The following is a 16,605-nucleotide window of genomic DNA, read 5'->3' as shown; positions in this document are numbered from 1 at the left end:
GGCAATAGCCGTGGGGATCCGCACATAGCGTGCAGGTCCCCACGGCTTTTTGCGATAATAGGGGTAATCAGTCTTCGAAGGGACAAACACCATGGCTTTCGGCCAACCAAAAATCGAGTACAAAACCAACCAGCAGATCCTTAAGATGCGTGAAGCCGGATTGGTGTTGGCCGAAGCCCTGGACGAGGCCGTTGCGGCAGCGCAAATCGGTGCCACCACCGCCCACATCGATTCGGTCTTCGCCTCGGTGCTGGAACGCCATGGCGCCAAGTCAAACTTCAAGGGATACCACGGGTTCCCGGCCACTATCTGCGCTTCCGTGAACGAAGAGGTTGTCCACGGCTTCCCGAGCGAATACGTGCTCAAGGACGGCGACGTGCTGAAGATCGACGGCGGCGCCATCATCGACGGCTGGCACGCCGACTCCGCCCGCACCGTCATCCTGGGCACGGCGGATCCCGAGGACCAGCGGCTTTCCGACGTCACGCAGGAAGCCATGTGGCGCGGCATTGCCGCACTGGCGGATGCCCGCTTTGTCGGACAGATCGGCGACGCCATCGACGACTTCGTTTCCTCGGTGCCGGGCGCACCCTTGGGAATCCTCGAGGACTACGTGGGCCACGGCATCGGTTCGGAAATGCACCAGGCTCCGGACGTGCTGAACTACCGCACCGGCCACCGCGGGGCGCGGGTGAAGCCGGGCATGTGCCTGGCGATTGAACCGATGCTCGTGCGCGGCGATCTTGAGACGAAGGTGCTCGAGGACGACTGGACCGTAGTCACCGTCGACGGCGCACGCGCCTCGCAGTGGGAGCACAGCGTCGCCGTGCACATGGGTGGCATCTGGGTGCTCACCGCGCACGACGGGGGAGCGGCGGGCCTTGCCCCGTTCGGAGTCAAGCCGTCCCCGATCGTTCCGTAGCGAAAAGATCGTGGAGACTGGGCCAGGGTTCTTGAACCTTGGCCCACTCTTTTGACTCCGGCACGCGTACCGTTGTGCGCGAGCGGGTGATGGATGAGGGGACGAAGCGTCGATGTGCGTTTCGCCATGCCGCCGATATTGGCACAAAACCTGGACGGTGCCCGAATTGAACGCGCAATACGGTCTCCATCTTGTCCGCGCGCTGCCCTGGCGCCAGTGCAGCCTCGGCGTTGGTGTGGGCAAACTAACTAAAGTTGGCACCCGAGGGGATTTCCCTTTAAGCCGCCCACCGCGTAGGCTTGACTGTTGGTTGTCTGTTCCTTGGTGCCCAAAAGCAATTGTTTTGGTTTACCGGGAGAACTGCGGCCAGAACCATAAACCTGTCGGTGATAAATGTTGCCGACAACAAAAGTTAGCGGAGGATATGGCCAAGAAAGAGGGTGTCATCGAGGTAGAAGGCACCGTGTCAGAGGCGCTGCCCAATGCGATGTTCCGTGTTGAGCTGCCCAATGGACACGTTGTGCTTGCAACTATCTCGGGAAAGATGCGTCAGCACTACATTCGAATCCTCCCTGAGGATCGCGTAGTGGTGGAACTCAGCCCGTACGACCTCAACCGCGGCCGTATCGTCTACCGCTACAAGTAAAGACTTTTCATTGTCCAGGTTCCCCTCGGGGATCCGGGCGACGAAGGTAGTTACGCTCCACTGAAACCGCAACCGCAAAAGGAGTAAGCCGTGAAGGTTAACCCTAGCGTGAAGCCGATCTGCGATAAGTGCAAGGTGATCCGCCGTAACGGTGTGGTCATGGTGATCTGCGAAAATCCACGCCACAAACAGCGTCAGGGCTAATTTCCCTCACGGGAAATGCTCTGCGCGTAGTAATGAAATCGGTAGTACAGCATCCAAACGCGCGATGCATACCCTCGGCACGGAGGCCGGGGACTGGGTAACCAGGATGTACTGCTTAAGACCTCCGCACATCGAAAGGTAGACATAGCATATGGCTCGTCTAGCTGGCGTAGACATCCCACGCGAAAAGCGTGTGATTATTGCGCTCACCTACATCTACGGCGTGGGCAAGACCCGTGCAGAACAGACCATCGCCGAGACCGGGATCAACCCGGACACTCGCGTGAAGGATCTGACCGACGCTGAGCTGGTTCAGCTGCGTGACTTCATTGAAGGCAGCTTCAAGGTTGAGGGTGACCTCCGCCGTGAAGTGGCAGCTGACATTCGCCGCAAGGTTGAAATCGGCTCCTACGAAGGCATCCGCCACCGCAAGGGCCTGCCGGTCCGCGGTCAGCGCACCAAGACCAACGCTCGTACCCGCAAGGGCCCGAAGCGTACTGTCGCCGGTAAGAAGAAGACCCGCTAAATCTAGCGGCCGTCACTAAGCCAAATTTTTCGTAGGAGTAAGAATGCCCCCCAAGACTCGTGGAGCAGCGGTCCGCAAGCCGCGTCGTAAAGACAAAAAGAATATCCCGCTCGGCCAGGCGCACATCAAGAGCACCTTCAACAACACCATTGTTTCCATCACGGATCCAAGCGGTGCTGTAATCTCGTGGGCCTCGGCCGGCGAGGTTGGCTTCAAGGGTTCACGCAAGTCCACCCCGTACGCTGCTCAGATGGCCGCCGAGGCCGCTGCAAAGCGCGCACAGGATCATGGCATGCGTAAGGTTGACGTCTTCGTCAAGGGCCCGGGATCGGGACGCGAAACCGCGATCCGTTCGCTGCAGGCTGCTGGCCTTGAGGTTGGGTCCATCCAGGACGTTTCCCCAAGCGCACACAACGGTTGCCGCCCGCCAAAGCGTCGCCGCGTCTAATTGACTGTCTGGCTTTCCTGCCGCCGTGTTCATCATCCTTCGGATTTTGACACGGCGGCAGGATCGCCACGGCAAGCCAGACCGAACCAGACGAACGCCGACGAGGCTTACGTCGTTTCCACCCCCTGTGTTGCGTCATATAGCGGACGCTCGCCGAAAGGAAATGTAAGTGCTTATTGCACAGCGCCCCACCCTGACCGAAGAAGTCGTAGCGGAGAACCGCTCCCGTTTCGTAATTGAACCGTTGGAGCCTGGCTTCGGCTACACCCTGGGTAACTCGCTTCGCCGTACCCTGCTCTCCTCCATCCCTGGTGCAGCTGTCACCAGTGTTCGGATCGACGGAGTACTGCACGAGTTCACCACCGTAGCCGGCGTGAAGGAAGACGTCACCGAGCTGATTCTTAACATCAAGAGCCTCTCGGTGTCCTCCGAACATGACGAGCCGGTCGTCGCCTACCTGCGCAAGCAGGGCCCGGGCGTCGTTACCGCAGCAGACATCACCCCGCCAGCCGGCGTTGAATTCCACAACCCGGACCTGCACATCGCGACGTTGAACGCGAAGGGCAAGTTTGACATGGAACTGACCATCGAACGTGGCCGTGGCTATGTTTCTGCATCGCAGAACAAGAACGCGGACGCAGAGATCGGTCGTATCCCCGTGGATTCGATTTACTCGCCGGTAATGAAGGTGACCTTCCGCGTGGAGGCCACCCGTGTTGAACAGCGCACCGACTTCGACAAGCTCATTGTCGACGTTGAAACCAAGGATTCGATTGCCCCGCGCGATGCTGTTGCATCCGCAGGCACCACCCTGGTTGAACTGTTCGGCCTGGCACGCGAGCTGAACACCGCCGCTGAAGGCATCGAGATCGGCCCGTCCCCGACGGACGCCGCGCTCGCAGCCGACATGGCGCTGCCGATCGAAGACCTCGAATTGACCGTTCGTTCGTACAACTGCCTCAAGCGTGAGGGCATCCACTCCGTGGGTGAACTCGTTGCTCGCTCCGAGGCCGACCTGATGGACATCCGTAACTTCGGTGCGAAGTCCATCGACGAGGTCAAGGCGAAGCTGATCGATCTGGGTCTGGCCCTGAAGGATTCCCCTCCGGGCTTTGATCTGGCCGCACGTGCCGCAGCCATTGGCGACGATGACGTCTACGGTGACGAAGAAGTCTAAGACTTCTTAGCCACCCGCTACAGAACTTAAACCTTCGCACCCGGGTTTGCCCGGGTTGCGCAGGCCACCATATTAGGAGAACACTATGCCTACCCCGCCAAAGGGTCCGCGTCTCGGCGGCAGCGCAGCTCACGAGCGCTTGATGCTCGCGAACCTGTCCGCGCAGCTGTTCGAGAACAAGTCCATCACCACCACGTTGACCAAGGCCAAGCGCCTTCGTCCGCACGCTGAGCGTCTGATCACCTTCGCAAAGCGTGGCGACCTGGCCTCGCGTCGCCGCGTCCAGGCAGTCATTGCCTCGCGCAGCCGCACCAACAAGTCGATCGTTCACGAACTGTTCGAGAACATCGCACCGGTCATGGCCGAGCGTCCGGGTGGATACACCCGCATCACCAAGATTGGCAACCGTAAGGGCGACAACGCTCCGATGGCTGTTATTGAATTGGTAATGGAGCCGGTTTCCCCGAAGCAGGCCGTTGTGAAGGAAGCCGAAAAGGCTGCCGCAAAGGCTGCTCCGGTTGAAGAGGTCGTTGAGACCGAAGCAACCGAAGCTGCAGAGGTTGTAGAGACCGAAGCCGCAGAGGAGAACAAGGCCTAGTCCTTGTTTACTCGGCAATAGCTGAATCATTGGCCCGGTGCACTTATGCACCGGGCCAATGTTTTAAGTCTCTATCTAAGCCCTCAAGGACGGTTTGCCAAGACTCGAAGCCGGCCGAGGCGTATTGGTTTGTGGTTGCTACCAAGAACTGCTTGGCAACCGAACGGGGAAAAGGTCAATGAATATTCCGGAGCTGAACACCACCAACCCGGCCCTGGCGCCGACGGGGAGTGCCACCGAACCCGCCTTGGTGCGCATGTGTCTGCGCCTGGGATACGACGGCAGCTCGTACAACGGATGGGCGCTGCAGCCGGGCCTGCCCACGGTGCAGGGTGTCTTGGAAGATGCATTGGGCATGTTGATTCGCCGACCCATCAGAACCACCGTTGCCGGCCGCACCGATGCCGGTGTCCATGCCCGACACCAGATGGTCCACTTCGACCTGACCGAGGCCGAATATGCCGGTCTGGCCCGCGGCGCCAACCTGGATCCGGGATACGCGTTGGTACGCCGGCTGCGTGGGGTTCTGGGACGCGAAGGCGGAAGCATCCTCGTGCATGAGGCCTACAAGGCTCCCGCAGGTTTCGACGCCCGTTTCTCTGCCTTGTGGCGCCGCTACGCATATCGAATTGCCGATGGCCCGGCCAGGTTCGACCCGCTGACCCGGGCCTTCACCATGTGGCACAAAAAGGACGTTGATGTCGACCTGCTCAACGCGGAAGCGGAAAGCCTGCTGGGCCGCCATGACTTCCTATCCTTCTGCAAGCCGCGGGAGCGTGCCACAACCATCCGCACCCTCACCGAATTCACGTTCGAGCGGGACGAGTCCGGGATCATTGTGGCGCATTTGAAGGCCGACGCTTTCTGCCACAACATGGTCAGGGCCATGATCGGTGCCTGCCTGATGGTCGGCGACGGCCGCGAAAAGCCGGGGTGGGTTGCCCTCAGGTTGGATGCCGCAGTGCGTGACTCCAAGAACATGCTTGCCGACCCGCGCGCCCTGGTGCTCGAGGAAGTCGCATATCCCGATGACGTGGAAGAGATCGCGATGCGCGCGGAACTTACCCGAACCCGGCGCAAGCCGCACGAGATCACCACCGATCTGCCGGAACTGGGCGGAATCAAGGAATAATGCACGCCGTGCGGTGAGCTGCACGGGAAGCACCAACCGGTGTTTGGGTTCCCAGCGGCCCCGAATTGACCTCTTTCGCCGCCACCGCCGGGAAACGTCGGCAGGCTCACGTGACGCACTTTGGTAGACGTGGGGTTAATCCGATAGACTATTGGCTGTTGTGCGTGTCCTTTGTTCGACACAACCTTCCCCGCGTGACGGCTCAGTTGCAGAGCCACTGGTCTGTGGGGATTGCGAACATTCATGGACGGCCGGTCTTTTCAGTCCTCACCTGGCGAACTGGTTACAGCGCATCGAAACACGGCACATTCTAAGGATTGTGGATCTCACAGCCGCTTTCCTAAGATGTGCTTGACCAGTAACCAATAAACAAAGGCAATTACAGTGCGTACGTTCACTCCAAAGCCGGCCGATCAGACTCGTCAGTGGCACATCATTGATGCCTCAGACGTTGTACTTGGTCGCCTCGCCGTCCAGGCCGCAACCCTGCTGCGCGGCAAGCACAAGGCTACCTTCGCCCCCCACATGGACATGGGCGATCACGTCATCATTATCAACGCCGAGAAGGTTGCCCTGACCGGCGCCAAGCTCGAAAACAAGCGCGCTTACCGCCACTCGGGCTTCCCGGGCGGCCTGAAGTCCGTTACCTACGCCGAACTTCTTGAGAAGAACCCGGTTCAGGCAGTGGAGAAGGCCATCAAGGGCATGCTCCCGAAGAACTCCCTGGCTGCACAGCAGCTGTCCAAGTTGAAGGTCTACCGCGGTGCCGAGCACCCGCACGCTGCACAGCAGCCGACGACCTTCGAAATCACCCAGGTCGCGCAGTAGCGCTGGGCCCCGAGAAAAAGACTTTAGGAGATTATCGTGGCTCAGAACACTGAAGAGATCACCGAATTCGAGGGTGAAGCTCCGACTTCGTACACCTCGGAATCCGCATCGGCAGAAGCCGTTGTAGTTAAGGAACGTCCGGCCCTCACCGTTGCAGGCGCAGCAGTTGGCCGTCGCAAGCAGGCTATTGCCCGCGTTCGCGTCGTTCCGGGTACCGGCCAGTGGACCCTCAACGGTCGCACGCTGGAAAACTACTTCCCGAACAAGCTGCACCAGCAGGATGTCAACGAGCCGTTCAAGCTGCTCGAACTCGATGGCGCCTACGATGTTATCGCTCGCATCCACGGTGGCGGCCCTTCGGGCCAGGCCGGCGCTCTGCGTTTGGGCATTGCCCGCTCGCTGAACGAAATCGACCGCGACAACAACCGTGCGCAGCTCAAGAAGGCTGGCTACTTGACTCGTGACGCTCGCGTCATCGAACGCAAGAAGGCTGGTCTCAAGAAGGCTCGCAAGGCTTCGCAGTTCTCCAAGCGCTAAATCGCTTGCGTCGGGTTTTTGCCCGACACGAAGGGCCCAGGGATTATTCCCTGGGCCCTTCGGCCTTTAAAACGCCTTTGGTGTGGGGAATATCGCTGTCGAATTGGATATTCCGGTGCCGCCGGGGTCCGCAGATACCGGCCAAGGGGGAGTCGAACCCCTATGATGGATGACGATGGCAAGGTTATTTGGGACCGACGGTGTCCGCGGAAAAGCAAACGAACTCTTGACCCCCGAACTGGCGATGGCGCTTTCACAGGCCGCCGCAATGGTGCTGGGTCATGAACAAATAAAGGATGGGCGAAGGCCCATGGCGGTGGTGGCCAAGGATCCCCGGATCAGTGGCGACTTCCTTTCGGCTGCCATCGAAGCGGGGCTTGCCTCTTCCGGCGTTGACGTACACGACGCGGGAACACTGCCCACGCCTGCTGCCGCATACCTGGTGGCCGACCTCGGCGCCGACTTCGGCGTGATGATCTCCGCCTCGCACAACCCGGCGCCAGACAACGGCATCAAGTTCCTGGCACGTGGCGGCAAGAAGCTTGACGACGCGCTCGAAGACGCAATCGAAGCAGCGATGGAGAAGCCCAAGTACCGTCCCGTCGGCGGGGACGTGGGACGGGTGACCCGCTTTGCGGATGCCGAAGACCGCTACATCATGCACCTGTTGCAGTCCCTGCCGAACCGCCTCGAAGGCATGAAGATCGTGCTGGATTGCGCGCACGGCGCTGCAAGCGGCTGCTCCCCGGAGGTCTTTGCGGCCGCGGGCGCCAAAGTTATTGTCATTGGTGCCGAACCCGACGGCATCAACATCAACGACGGCTACGGTTCCACGCACCTTGAAAACCTGCAGGCAGCCGTGGTTGAACACAACGCGGACCTCGGAATTGCCCACGACGGCGACGCCGACCGGTGCCTGGCCGTGGACCACGAGGGAACCGTCGTCGACGGCGACCAGATCATGTCAATCATGGCCACCGCCATGAAGGACCTCGGAAAGCTGAAGGACAACACCCTGGTAGCCACGGTGATGAGCAACCTTGGCCTGAAGATCGCCATGCGCGAGGCCGGCATCACCGTCAAGGAAACCGGAGTCGGGGACAGGTACGTGCTCGAGGGCATGCGCGAGGGTGACTACAACCTGGGCGGCGAACAGTCCGGGCACGTGATCTTCGCCGACTATGCCACGACCGGCGACGGCGTGCTGACCGGTCTGCAGATCGCGGCCCGTGTCAACGCAACGGGCAAGTCCCTGAAGGAACTTGCCGGCGCCATGACCGTGCTGCCGCAGATCTTGATCAACGTCAAGGGCGTGGACAAGTCAGCGGCTCCCACCAACGCGGTGCTTGCAGATGCCGTTGCTGCGGCCGAAGCAGAGCTGGGCGATTCGGGCCGTGTGCTGCTGCGCCCGTCCGGAACCGAACCCGTTGTCCGTGTCATGGTCGAGGCAACCTCGCAGTCCGTTGCCGAGAACATTGCCAAGTCCCTGGCGGATGTTGTTTCGCGAGAGCTTGCTCTCTAGGAAACCAAGTTGTTGCGTGTGGCCGGGTGGAGCGGACTGTGGTCCGTTTCGCCCGGCCACATTGCTGATGGTTGTGCCGCAGAATGCGTGCGCAAGAGTCTTAGAAAGGGTGTCCCACGGGCATGACGTTGAAAATATCGGTGGTGGGCACCGGGTATCTTGGCGCAACCCACGCCGCATGCATGGCTGAGTTGGGTTTTGAAGTCATCGGCTTGGACATTGACCAGGCCAAGATCGATTCGCTGGCACTGGGCGAACTGCCCTTCCACGAACCAGGCTTGCCCGAGCTGCTGCGCAAGCACGTTGCAACGGGCCGGCTGCGGTTCACCACCGACTACGACCAGGTCGCCGATTGGGCGGATGTTCATTTCGTCGGAGTTGGCACACCCCAGCGTGCCGACGGCCACGGCGCCGACCTGCGTTTCGTTGATGCGGCCGTCCGTGAACTGGCCCGGCGCATCCGAGGCGAAGCCCTGATCGTGGGCAAGTCGACGGTGCCCGTGGGAACTGCGCGGCGCCTGACGTCACTGATCGAGGCGGAGGCGCAGCCGGATTCACGGATCATGCTGGCCTGGAACCCGGAATTCTTGCGCGAGGGTTTTGCCGTGGCCGACACCATGAGCCCGGATCGACTGGTCATTGGCACGCAGGACACCGAATCGGTGGATATCCTGCGCAAGGTTTACGCCAAGGCCCTGGCCGCCGACACCCCACTGATCGTCACCGACTTCGAAACCGCCGAACTGGTGAAGGTCGCGGCCAACGCCTTCCTGGCCACGAAGATTTCCTTCATCAACTCGTTCGCCGAGGTCACCGAGACCATTGGCGGGGACATCACGACCCTGGCCGATGCGCTGGGCCATGACGTGCGGATCGGGCGCAAGTTCCTCAACGCGGGCGTTGGCTTTGGCGGGGGATGCCTGCCCAAGGACATCCGGGCGCTGCAGGCACGCGTCAGCGAACTCGGGTTGACGCACACCATGGGGTTCCTGGCCGAGGTCGACGAGATCAACCTGCGCCGCCGCGAACGCGTGGTGCGGTTGACCCATGCAATGCTCAACGACGACCTGGTCGGCAAGAAAATCGCCGTCCTCGGCGTGACGTTCAAGCCGGACAGCGACGACGTGCGCGATTCGCCGGCCCTGGACATCGCCGTGCGGCTCTACAACGCCGGAGCCGAGGTGACCGTCTACGACCCCAAGGGCAACAAGAACGCGGCGGCACGCTTCCCGCGCCTTGACTATGCCCCGGGCCTTGCCGAGGCAGTCGGCGGCGCCGACGTTGTCCTGCTGCTGACCGAGTGGGCCGAGTTCAGGCAGCTGGCGCCCGGGGACCTGGATCCGCTGGTCGCTTCGCGCCGCATCATTGACGGCCGCAACGTCCTGGACCGCGCGGTCTGGGAAGCCGACGGCTGGGAAATCATCGGCATGGGCCAGCACTATGCCCCGCTGGACGCACAACCCTAGCCGGTTCCCGGATCCCGGACCAGCGGGTGGACGAAGGGCCTTGGTTTGACTTCGCGAAGTCAAACCAAGGCCCTTCGTCTATTGCTTCCGGCAAAAGTGCTTGGGGGGAGTAGCTCAGAGCCCCAGGTCCCTGGCCGCGCGCGGGAGTGCCCGGAGTAGGTCCACGGCGCTTAGTGTGCCTTCCAGCGCCGCCAGTGCGCCGGCATGGGCATGGATGAGGGCCCCTGCGGCGGCTATGTCGGTCAGCCGGTGCATGAGGTTGGTCTCGGATTCCTTGGCCGGGAAGCTTGTCGCCGCCAAGAGCGTCCCCAACAACCCGGTCAGGACATCGCCGCTGCCGGCCGTTGCCAAATCAGGCGTGCTGGAGTGCACGATCAGGGTGTAGCCATCGGGCGCCGTGCAGATCGTCGCCGAGCCCTTCAATAGGATCACGCAGTCATAAGCAACTGCCGCCCAGCGGGCCCAGCGCACCGGGTCGTCCGCAATGTCTGCAGCGTCCACCCGGACACCGGCCTTGGCCAACAGGGACCGCAACTCGCCGGCATGCGGCGTCAGGATCCGGGGTTGGGGGTTTGCTCCCGGCTCGAGCATGACCAGCGCCCCGGCATCGTATACGCAGGGACTTTCCGACGCCAAGATCTGCGCAAGTGTCTCGCGGTTGTCCGGGGTGTCTTCCAGGCCCGGGCCGACAGCCCACGCACCAATGCGTTTTGCGCCTTCGCGGTCGTTGCGGCGGCTGTGGGCGAGCAATGCGGTGAGCTCCTGCGAGGACAGGGGCACGGATTCGGGGACGGCACCGGACATTGCCGGGGCCACGGAGTCAGGGACCACGGTTCGCAACAGCCCCAGGCCAGTGGAGACAGCGGCCCGGGCGGCCAGCACCGCGGCTCCCGGATAGCGCGGGGAACCGGCAAACAGGCCCAGCACGCCTCGCTGGTACTTGTGCTGTCCCGGCACGTGCCAATCCGAGGTGCGGTTCAACAGCAGTTCAACGTCTTCACCTTGCGCGACCCACGCCTCCGGCGCAGGCAGGGTCTCGCGCAATCCGATGTCGATTACTTTGATGTGCCCGGAAACCAAATGCCCGGAACCAACCACGAGTCCGGTTTTCAACGCGCCAAAGCTCACGGTGCGATCGGCCGCAATGACGGTTGGGACGACCGCTCCGGTGTCTGCATCAACGCCGCTGGGCAGGTCGCACGCCAACACGGGTATGTTCTGCGGTATCTCCGGCAGTACGGCGCCGGGGCGGACACCGGTGCCGTAAACGGCATCTATCAGCAGGTCACAGTCTTCAAGCAGTCCGGGAAGCTGCATCGCATAGGCCGATCGCCCGCCGGCACGGTTGAAGTCTTCCAGCGCTTCGGGATGAGTGCGCTCGCCAAGCAACACGGCGGTGCATCTGACACCCCGTTTTGCCAGGGCGGCCATTGCATACAGGCCATCACCGCCGTTGTTTCCCGAACCAATGAGCCCGACCATTCGCGATCCGTACAATCTTCCGGAATGTTCACGGAGCATCAGCACCGCTTGGTGGGCCAGGGCGTCGGCCGCCATGCGCATGAGACGGTTTGCACCGCCGTTACGCACAAGTGGGATTTCTGCCGTACGTACCTGGGAACCTCTGTACACGGGAATCATATTGACAGAATACCGACTCTGTCAGGCACATGTCCCATCTATAGGTCGACACATGAAGCGGGAAGCCCGTTCCCACCAGCAAATTTGTTGAACCGTCTAGCGTTCGGCGACCACCATGGCGGTGGCAAGATCCCCGTCATGGCTCATGGAAATATGCCAGTAGAGGATGCCCTTCGCTGCTGCGACTTCGGCAACGGACCCGTCAAGCAGCACCTGGGGGTCCCCGGCAGCGTCCTTGACGATTTGGCAGTGCTGCCAATTCATTCCGGCCGGAGCGCCGAGGGCTTTGGCGATGGCCTCCTTGGCGGCAAAACGGGCGGCCAGGGACCTGACATGCAAACCCCGTTCCGCCGGAACGAAGAGCCGTTCGATGAGAGCCGGCGTGCGTTCCAGCTGCGCCTTGAACCTAGATACCTCGACAACATCTACACCAATTCCCACGATCATGGCTCCGAGTTTATCCGCGAAGTCCCTGGCGGATCGAAATGCCCATTGATCTATCAGGCCTGTTGGACGAGGCTTGGCTGTTGGATCGTGTGAAAATTTCGGGGCTCCCAACAAAGGGGTAAGTGGTTCATGGAGAATTCAGAGAGGTCGGATGCAGTGGCGGTTGCTCTCCTGCGCGATGGATTCGTTCGGGTATCGGAGGGGATCGGAACCCTGCTTGACCGGGCTGAGCCGGAACTCTTGCGCTTTAGGCCCAGCAAGAACACCAACCACATTGGATGGCTGATCTGGCATCTGACCAGGGTGCAGGATGACCACTTCGTGCACCTTGCCAACCGCTTGTGGCCCGAGTCCTCGGCTGAACAGCGCTGGGTCGCTGACGGATGGCGCCAAAGGTTTCAATTGCCCTACAGCGACCTTGACACCGGCTACGGGCACAGCAGTGGGCAGGTCGAAGAGTTCGGAATGTATGAAAGCGCGTACCTGCTGGGCTACTACCGCTCGGTGCATCAACTAAGCGACAGGATCCTTTGCACGCTGGAGGACGGCGACTTCGACACGATCATTGATCGGCGTTGGGATCCACCGGTGACCGTGGGAGTGCGGTTGGCGAGCGTCCTCAATGAAACCACCAAGCATTTGGGGCAAGCCGAATTCGTTCAAGGGATTTTTGCAGACCACGGTTGATTCCTGAACCAGAAGCCGGACCTGCCGCCGAACAAAACAGTCGATTGTTCGCCTTTTTCTCGCGTTGCTGGGTGGACGTTAGCTTCCGCGGTTCCACGGGCCGATCCGCTGTGATCCATGGTCCGGGTATCTCAATGTATTGCAGTCGATACCCGGGGGTGCCGACCCTTAGAGGCACCCTTAGAGGCGCCTGCCGGGCGTTAAAAGACAACGGTGTTGGTTTCATTCCCCTCGCGGGAAACGAAACCAACACCGCACACGTTAGGTCTACTCGACCGTTACCGACTTGGCCAGGTTGCGCGGCTGGTCCACGTCAAGGCCCTTGGCCGAAGCCAATTCGCAGGCGAAGAGCTGCAACGGAACCGTTGCCAGCAATGGCATTAGCAAGGTCGGGGTCTCCGGAACGTAGAAGACGAACTCGGAGAATTCGCGCACCGATTCATCGCCGGCCTCGGCGATGACCAGGGTCTTGGCACCGCGGGCGCGGACTTCCTGGATGTTGGAGACGACCTTGGAGTGCAGGGAATCCCGTCCACGAGGGGAAGGGACGACTACGAAGACCGGCTGGCCGTCGTCGATCAGTGCGATCGGGCCGTGCTTCAGCTCGCCGGCGGCGAAGCCTTCCGCGTGGATGTAGGCGATTTCCTTGAGCTTCAGCGCGCCTTCCATGGCAACCGGGTAGCCCACGTGGCGACCGAGGAAGAGCACCGAATTGGCTTCGGCCATGGAGCGTGCCAGTTCCTTGATTTCGTCGCCACGGTCCAGGACGTCCTGTATCTTGGCGGGGATCTTGCCAAGATCGGCCAGGATGTCCTTGATCTGGCCGCTGAACAGGTTGCCGCGCAACTGTGCAAGGTAGAGGCCCAGCAGGTAGGTGGCGGTGATCTGGGCCAGGAATGCCTTGGTGGAGGCAACGGCGATTTCCGGTCCGGCGTGGGTGTAGAGCACGGCGTCTGATTCACGCGGAATGGTCGACCCGTTGGTGTTGCAGATTGCCAGGGTCTTGGCGCCCTGTTCCTTGGCATAACGCACTGCCATCAGCGTGTCCATGGTTTCGCCGGACTGCGAGATCGAAACCACCAGGGTGTTCGCGTCCACGATCGGATCGCGGTAACGGAACTCGTGGGAGAGCTCGACCTCAACGGGGATCCGGCACCAGTTTTCGATGGCGTACTTGGCCACGGAGCCGGCGTAGGCGGAAGTGCCGCAGGCAAGGACAACGATCTTGGTGACGTTTGCCAGTTCCTCGGGGGCGATGCGCATCTCATCAAGGGTCAGACGGCCGAAGGCGTCCGAGCGGCCAAGGAGGGTGTCGGCCACCGCGGCGGGCTGGTCGTTGATTTCCTTTTCCATGAAGGACGCGTAGCCGCCCTTTTCGGCGCTGGCTGCATCCCAGTCAACCGAGAATTCCTTGCCCTCGGCCGGGTTGCCGAAGAAGTCCGTGATGCTGTGGTTCTCCGGCGTGATGGTGACGATCTGGTCCTGGCCGAGCTCAACGGCGCGACGGGTGAAGTCGATGAAGCCCGAGACGTCCGAGCCGAGAAAGTTCTCTCCGTCGCCAAGGCCCAGGACCAAGGGGGAGTTGCGGCGTGCAGCGACAACGACGCCGGGGTGGTCTGCGTGCACGGCCAGAAGAGTGAAAGCGCCTTCAAGCTGGCGGGCCGTCAGTTCCATGGAACGGGTCAGGTCGCCTTGGCCGGCGCCGCGGTAGACCGAGCCGAGCAGCGCAGCCGCAACCTCGGTGTCCGTGTCGGAGAGGAACTCGACGCCTTCACTGAGCAGCAGGGCCTTTAACTCGGCGAAGTTCTCAATGATGCCGTTGTGGATAAGGGCCAGGTTGCCGTTGTCCGCCTTGTGCGGGTGGGCATTGAGGTCGGTGGGGCCGCCGTGGGTCGCCCAGCGCGTGTGGCCAATGCCTGTGACGGACTGCGGCAACGGGTCTTCTTCGAGGTTCGCGATGAGGTTGGCGAGCTTGCCGGCCTTCTTTCGCGAGTCAACGCCGTCACCTGTGACTACGGCGATTCCGGCCGAGTCATAGCCGCGGTATTCGAGGCGACGGAGGCCTTCGATGATGACTTCGAGCGCGCCGTGAGAGGCCGTTCGTTCTGGGTTACCTACATATCCAACGATTCCACACATGAAAAAAGAGTACATGCCGCAAAGTGCCCAAAAGTGCATTTTTGCCGTGAGCGAGCATCGCAATTTTATGGGGTTGACCATGCTGCCCAATATCAGTGATCGGTCGACGTTTGGGTTTATGGGAGCTTTCTTGGCACAATTCAAGGCGTGAATGGACAGCGTACGGTCGACTTCGGTGCGACACCTTTCGTCGAATTAGACCGTCAAACATGGGCGCGCCTATCCAATGAAATGCAGCAACCCCTCGACGAGGCGGACCTGCAGCGGCTCAGCGGCTTGGGCGAACAGCTAAACCTTGAGGAAGTCCGCGAGGTGTATCTGCCTCTCTCTCGTTTGCTCAACCTTTATGTCCAAGGTGCAGCATCCCTTCATCAGGCAACCAACACCTTCCTGGGGGAAAAGACCAGTCGCACACCATTCGTGATCGGTGTGGCGGGATCCGTGGCCGTGGGCAAATCGACCACGGCTCGCGTGTTGCAAGAGCTTCTGCGTCGCTGGCCTGACACCCCGGACGTCCAGCTGATCACCACGGATGGTTTCCTGTATCCGAATGCCGACTTGGAAAAGCGCGGGATCATGCACCGCAAGGGGTTCCCGGAATCCTACGACCGGCGGAGGCTGCTCCGATTCGTTTCCGAGGTCAAGTCCGGGGCTCCCGAGGTCCGCGCACCTTGGTACTCGCACCTGACTTATGACATTGTGCCGGGCAAGGAAGTCGTGGTCCGCTCGCCGCAGGTACTGATTGTCGAGGGCCTGAATGTGCTCCAGCCGGCCCGTGCCCGCATGGACGGCATCGCCGGACTTGCGTTGAGTGATTTCTTTGACTTCTCGGTCTTCGTGGATGCACGCACCGCTGACATCGAGGAATGGTACATCAGCCGGTTCATGAAGCTGCGCTCCGGCGCGTTCTCGGACCCTGCCTCGTACTTCCACCGCTACGCGAACCTGAGCGACGAGCAGGCCAGGGAAACCGCGCACGGTATTTGGAAGCGGATCAATGAACCGAACCTGCGCGAGAACGTCATCCCAACACGCGGCCGGGCTCAACTGGTGCTCAGCAAGTCGGCCGACCACTCCATCAGGAGAATGCTGCTCCGCAAGATCTAATTTGCGGAAAGACAGTGGAATTTTGGTGAAACAGCGGGTCAAACCATGAAATTCGTCCTATATGTATGTAAAGCTGGGCTCATGCTTAAGGGATTTAGAGATTTCATAATGAAGGGCAATGTCGTTGACCTTGCTGTTGCTGTTGTCATCGGTGCCGCATTTGGTTCCGTCGTCACCGCAATGGTGGAATTCATCCTCATGCCACTTATCGCAGGGTTGGTGGGTTCCCCCAACTTTGATTCATTCCTTGTCGTGACTCTTGCCGGTGGCGTCCAGGTGAAGTTCGGCGCCTTCCTCACCGTCCTCGTGAACTTCTTGCTCGTCGCCGCAGCCATTTACTTTGTGGTCGTGATGCCGATGAAGAAGCTGAACGACTTGCACAAGGCCAAGTTCGGGGTTGAAGAAGCTGAAGCCCCGGTGGACCCGAAGCTTGCACTCCTTGCCGAGATCCGGGACGAACTTAAGAGCCGGACCAGCTAGCGCGGCCCAACCCCCGCCAATTTCGATGCTCCGTTGCCTTCCACGCCGAAGGCAACGGAGCATTTTTCGTATTGGCGCACGCGGGCCCGCGCCTATGG

At 61.0% G+C, this 16,605-nt stretch carries 19 protein-coding genes; 16 read left to right on the top strand and 3 right to left on the bottom strand.

The window, feature by feature from the left end:
• Window positions 1-91: 91 nt before the first annotated feature.
• The 12 genes from map to JOF47_RS11755 all read left to right on the top strand — a co-directional run bounded on the left by map (window position 92) and on the right by JOF47_RS11755 (window position 10,006).
• On the top strand, window positions 92-922 hold the full coding sequence (gene map / locus JOF47_RS11810) for a type I methionyl aminopeptidase (protein WP_209998416.1): 831 nt from the start codon (window positions 92-94) through the stop codon (window positions 920-922).
• 424 nt (window positions 923-1,346) lie between these two features.
• The gene (gene infA, locus JOF47_RS11805; protein WP_068731548.1) at window positions 1,347-1,568 is read left to right on the top strand and encodes a translation initiation factor IF-1; all 222 of its coding nucleotides are present in this window, start codon (window positions 1,347-1,349) and stop codon (window positions 1,566-1,568) included.
• 90 nt (window positions 1,569-1,658) lie between these two features.
• Window positions 1,659-1,772, top strand: coding sequence for a 50S ribosomal protein L36 (gene rpmJ, locus JOF47_RS11800; RefSeq protein ID WP_013349661.1), 114 nt, complete (start codon window positions 1,659-1,661; stop codon window positions 1,770-1,772).
• Between the two features lie 151 nt (window positions 1,773-1,923).
• Window positions 1,924-2,298 carry a 30S ribosomal protein S13 gene (rpsM, locus tag JOF47_RS11795; RefSeq protein WP_071212955.1) on the top strand — a complete coding sequence of 125 codons (375 nt, stop codon included), beginning with the start codon at window positions 1,924-1,926 and terminating at the stop codon, window positions 2,296-2,298.
• A 43-nt stretch (window positions 2,299-2,341) separates the two neighbouring features.
• A complete protein-coding gene (gene rpsK, locus JOF47_RS11790) occupies window positions 2,342-2,746 on the top strand; it encodes a 30S ribosomal protein S11 (protein ID WP_209998414.1) in 405 nt (134 codons plus the stop codon).
• Window positions 2,747-2,915: 169 nt separating this feature from the next.
• Complete coding sequence (locus JOF47_RS11785; RefSeq protein ID WP_209998403.1) at window positions 2,916-3,923, top strand: DNA-directed RNA polymerase subunit alpha; 1,008 nt, start codon at window positions 2,916-2,918, stop codon at window positions 3,921-3,923.
• An 85-nt stretch (window positions 3,924-4,008) separates the two neighbouring features.
• Window positions 4,009-4,521, top strand: coding sequence for a 50S ribosomal protein L17 (gene rplQ, locus JOF47_RS11780; RefSeq protein WP_209998393.1), 513 nt, complete (start codon window positions 4,009-4,011; stop codon window positions 4,519-4,521).
• A gap of 178 nt (window positions 4,522-4,699) precedes the next feature.
• The gene (truA, locus tag JOF47_RS11775; RefSeq protein WP_209998391.1) at window positions 4,700-5,653 is read left to right on the top strand and encodes a tRNA pseudouridine(38-40) synthase TruA; all 954 of its coding nucleotides are present in this window, start codon (window positions 4,700-4,702) and stop codon (window positions 5,651-5,653) included.
• Between the two features lie 384 nt (window positions 5,654-6,037).
• Window positions 6,038-6,481, top strand: coding sequence for a 50S ribosomal protein L13 (rplM, locus tag JOF47_RS11770; protein WP_209998382.1), 444 nt, complete (start codon window positions 6,038-6,040; stop codon window positions 6,479-6,481).
• Between the two features lie 36 nt (window positions 6,482-6,517).
• On the top strand, window positions 6,518-7,018 hold the full coding sequence (gene rpsI / locus JOF47_RS11765) for a 30S ribosomal protein S9 (protein WP_068731564.1): 501 nt from the start codon (window positions 6,518-6,520) through the stop codon (window positions 7,016-7,018).
• Window positions 7,019-7,193: 175 nt separating this feature from the next.
• The gene (glmM, locus tag JOF47_RS11760) at window positions 7,194-8,540 is read left to right on the top strand and encodes a phosphoglucosamine mutase (RefSeq protein WP_209998380.1); all 1,347 of its coding nucleotides are present in this window, start codon (window positions 7,194-7,196) and stop codon (window positions 8,538-8,540) included.
• Window positions 8,541-8,662: 122 nt separating this feature from the next.
• Window positions 8,663-10,006 carry a UDP-glucose dehydrogenase family protein gene (locus tag JOF47_RS11755; RefSeq protein ID WP_209998379.1) on the top strand — a complete coding sequence of 448 codons (1,344 nt, stop codon included), beginning with the start codon at window positions 8,663-8,665 and terminating at the stop codon, window positions 10,004-10,006.
• Window positions 10,007-10,120: 114 nt separating this feature from the next.
• Here JOF47_RS11755 and JOF47_RS11750 read toward each other — a convergent pair whose 3' ends face one another.
• Together JOF47_RS11750 and JOF47_RS11745 are read right to left on the bottom strand one after the other, a co-directional pair.
• Complete coding sequence (locus tag JOF47_RS11750; protein WP_209998377.1) at window positions 10,121-11,563, bottom strand: NAD(P)H-hydrate dehydratase; 1,443 nt, start codon at window positions 11,561-11,563, stop codon at window positions 10,121-10,123.
• 180 nt (window positions 11,564-11,743) lie between these two features.
• Window positions 11,744-12,094 carry a holo-ACP synthase gene (locus tag JOF47_RS11745; RefSeq protein WP_209998375.1) on the bottom strand — a complete coding sequence of 117 codons (351 nt, stop codon included), beginning with the start codon at window positions 12,092-12,094 and terminating at the stop codon, window positions 11,744-11,746.
• 129 nt (window positions 12,095-12,223) lie between these two features.
• Here JOF47_RS11745 and JOF47_RS11740 point away from each other — a divergent pair, with 129 nt between their 5' ends.
• Window positions 12,224-12,781 (top strand): mycothiol transferase, encoded by a 558-nt coding sequence (locus JOF47_RS11740; RefSeq protein ID WP_209998373.1) that lies wholly within the window; start codon window positions 12,224-12,226, stop codon window positions 12,779-12,781.
• 267 nt (window positions 12,782-13,048) lie between these two features.
• Here the strand turns inward: JOF47_RS11740 and glmS are convergent, their stop codons facing one another.
• Window positions 13,049-14,920, bottom strand: a complete 1,872-nt coding sequence (glmS, locus tag JOF47_RS11735; protein ID WP_209998371.1) for a glutamine--fructose-6-phosphate transaminase (isomerizing) — start codon at window positions 14,918-14,920, stop codon at window positions 13,049-13,051.
• Here glmS and JOF47_RS11730 point away from each other — a divergent pair.
• The 3 genes from JOF47_RS11730 (at window position 14,919) to mscL (ending at window position 16,507) form a co-directional block, all read left to right on the top strand.
• The gene (locus JOF47_RS11730; RefSeq protein ID WP_209998369.1) at window positions 14,919-15,071 is read left to right on the top strand and encodes a hypothetical protein; all 153 of its coding nucleotides are present in this window, start codon (window positions 14,919-14,921) and stop codon (window positions 15,069-15,071) included. The genes glmS and JOF47_RS11730 overlap by 2 nt on opposite strands.
• Complete coding sequence (coaA, locus tag JOF47_RS11725) at window positions 15,068-16,027, top strand: type I pantothenate kinase (protein WP_209998368.1); 960 nt, start codon at window positions 15,068-15,070, stop codon at window positions 16,025-16,027. Before JOF47_RS11730 ends, coaA begins: the two co-directional genes overlap by 4 nt.
• Window positions 16,028-16,108: 81 nt before the next feature.
• Window positions 16,109-16,507 carry a large conductance mechanosensitive channel protein MscL gene (gene mscL / locus JOF47_RS11720; RefSeq protein ID WP_210001604.1) on the top strand — a complete coding sequence of 133 codons (399 nt, stop codon included), beginning with the start codon at window positions 16,109-16,111 and terminating at the stop codon, window positions 16,505-16,507.
• Window positions 16,508-16,605: the final 98 nt, after the last annotated feature.

This window comes from Paeniglutamicibacter kerguelensis (assembly GCF_017876535.1).
GTDB lineage: Bacteria > Actinomycetota > Actinomycetes > Actinomycetales > Micrococcaceae > Paeniglutamicibacter > Paeniglutamicibacter kerguelensis.
The sequence above is the reverse complement of the archived record's forward strand: the minus strand, read 5'-3'. Positions and strand labels throughout refer to the sequence as shown.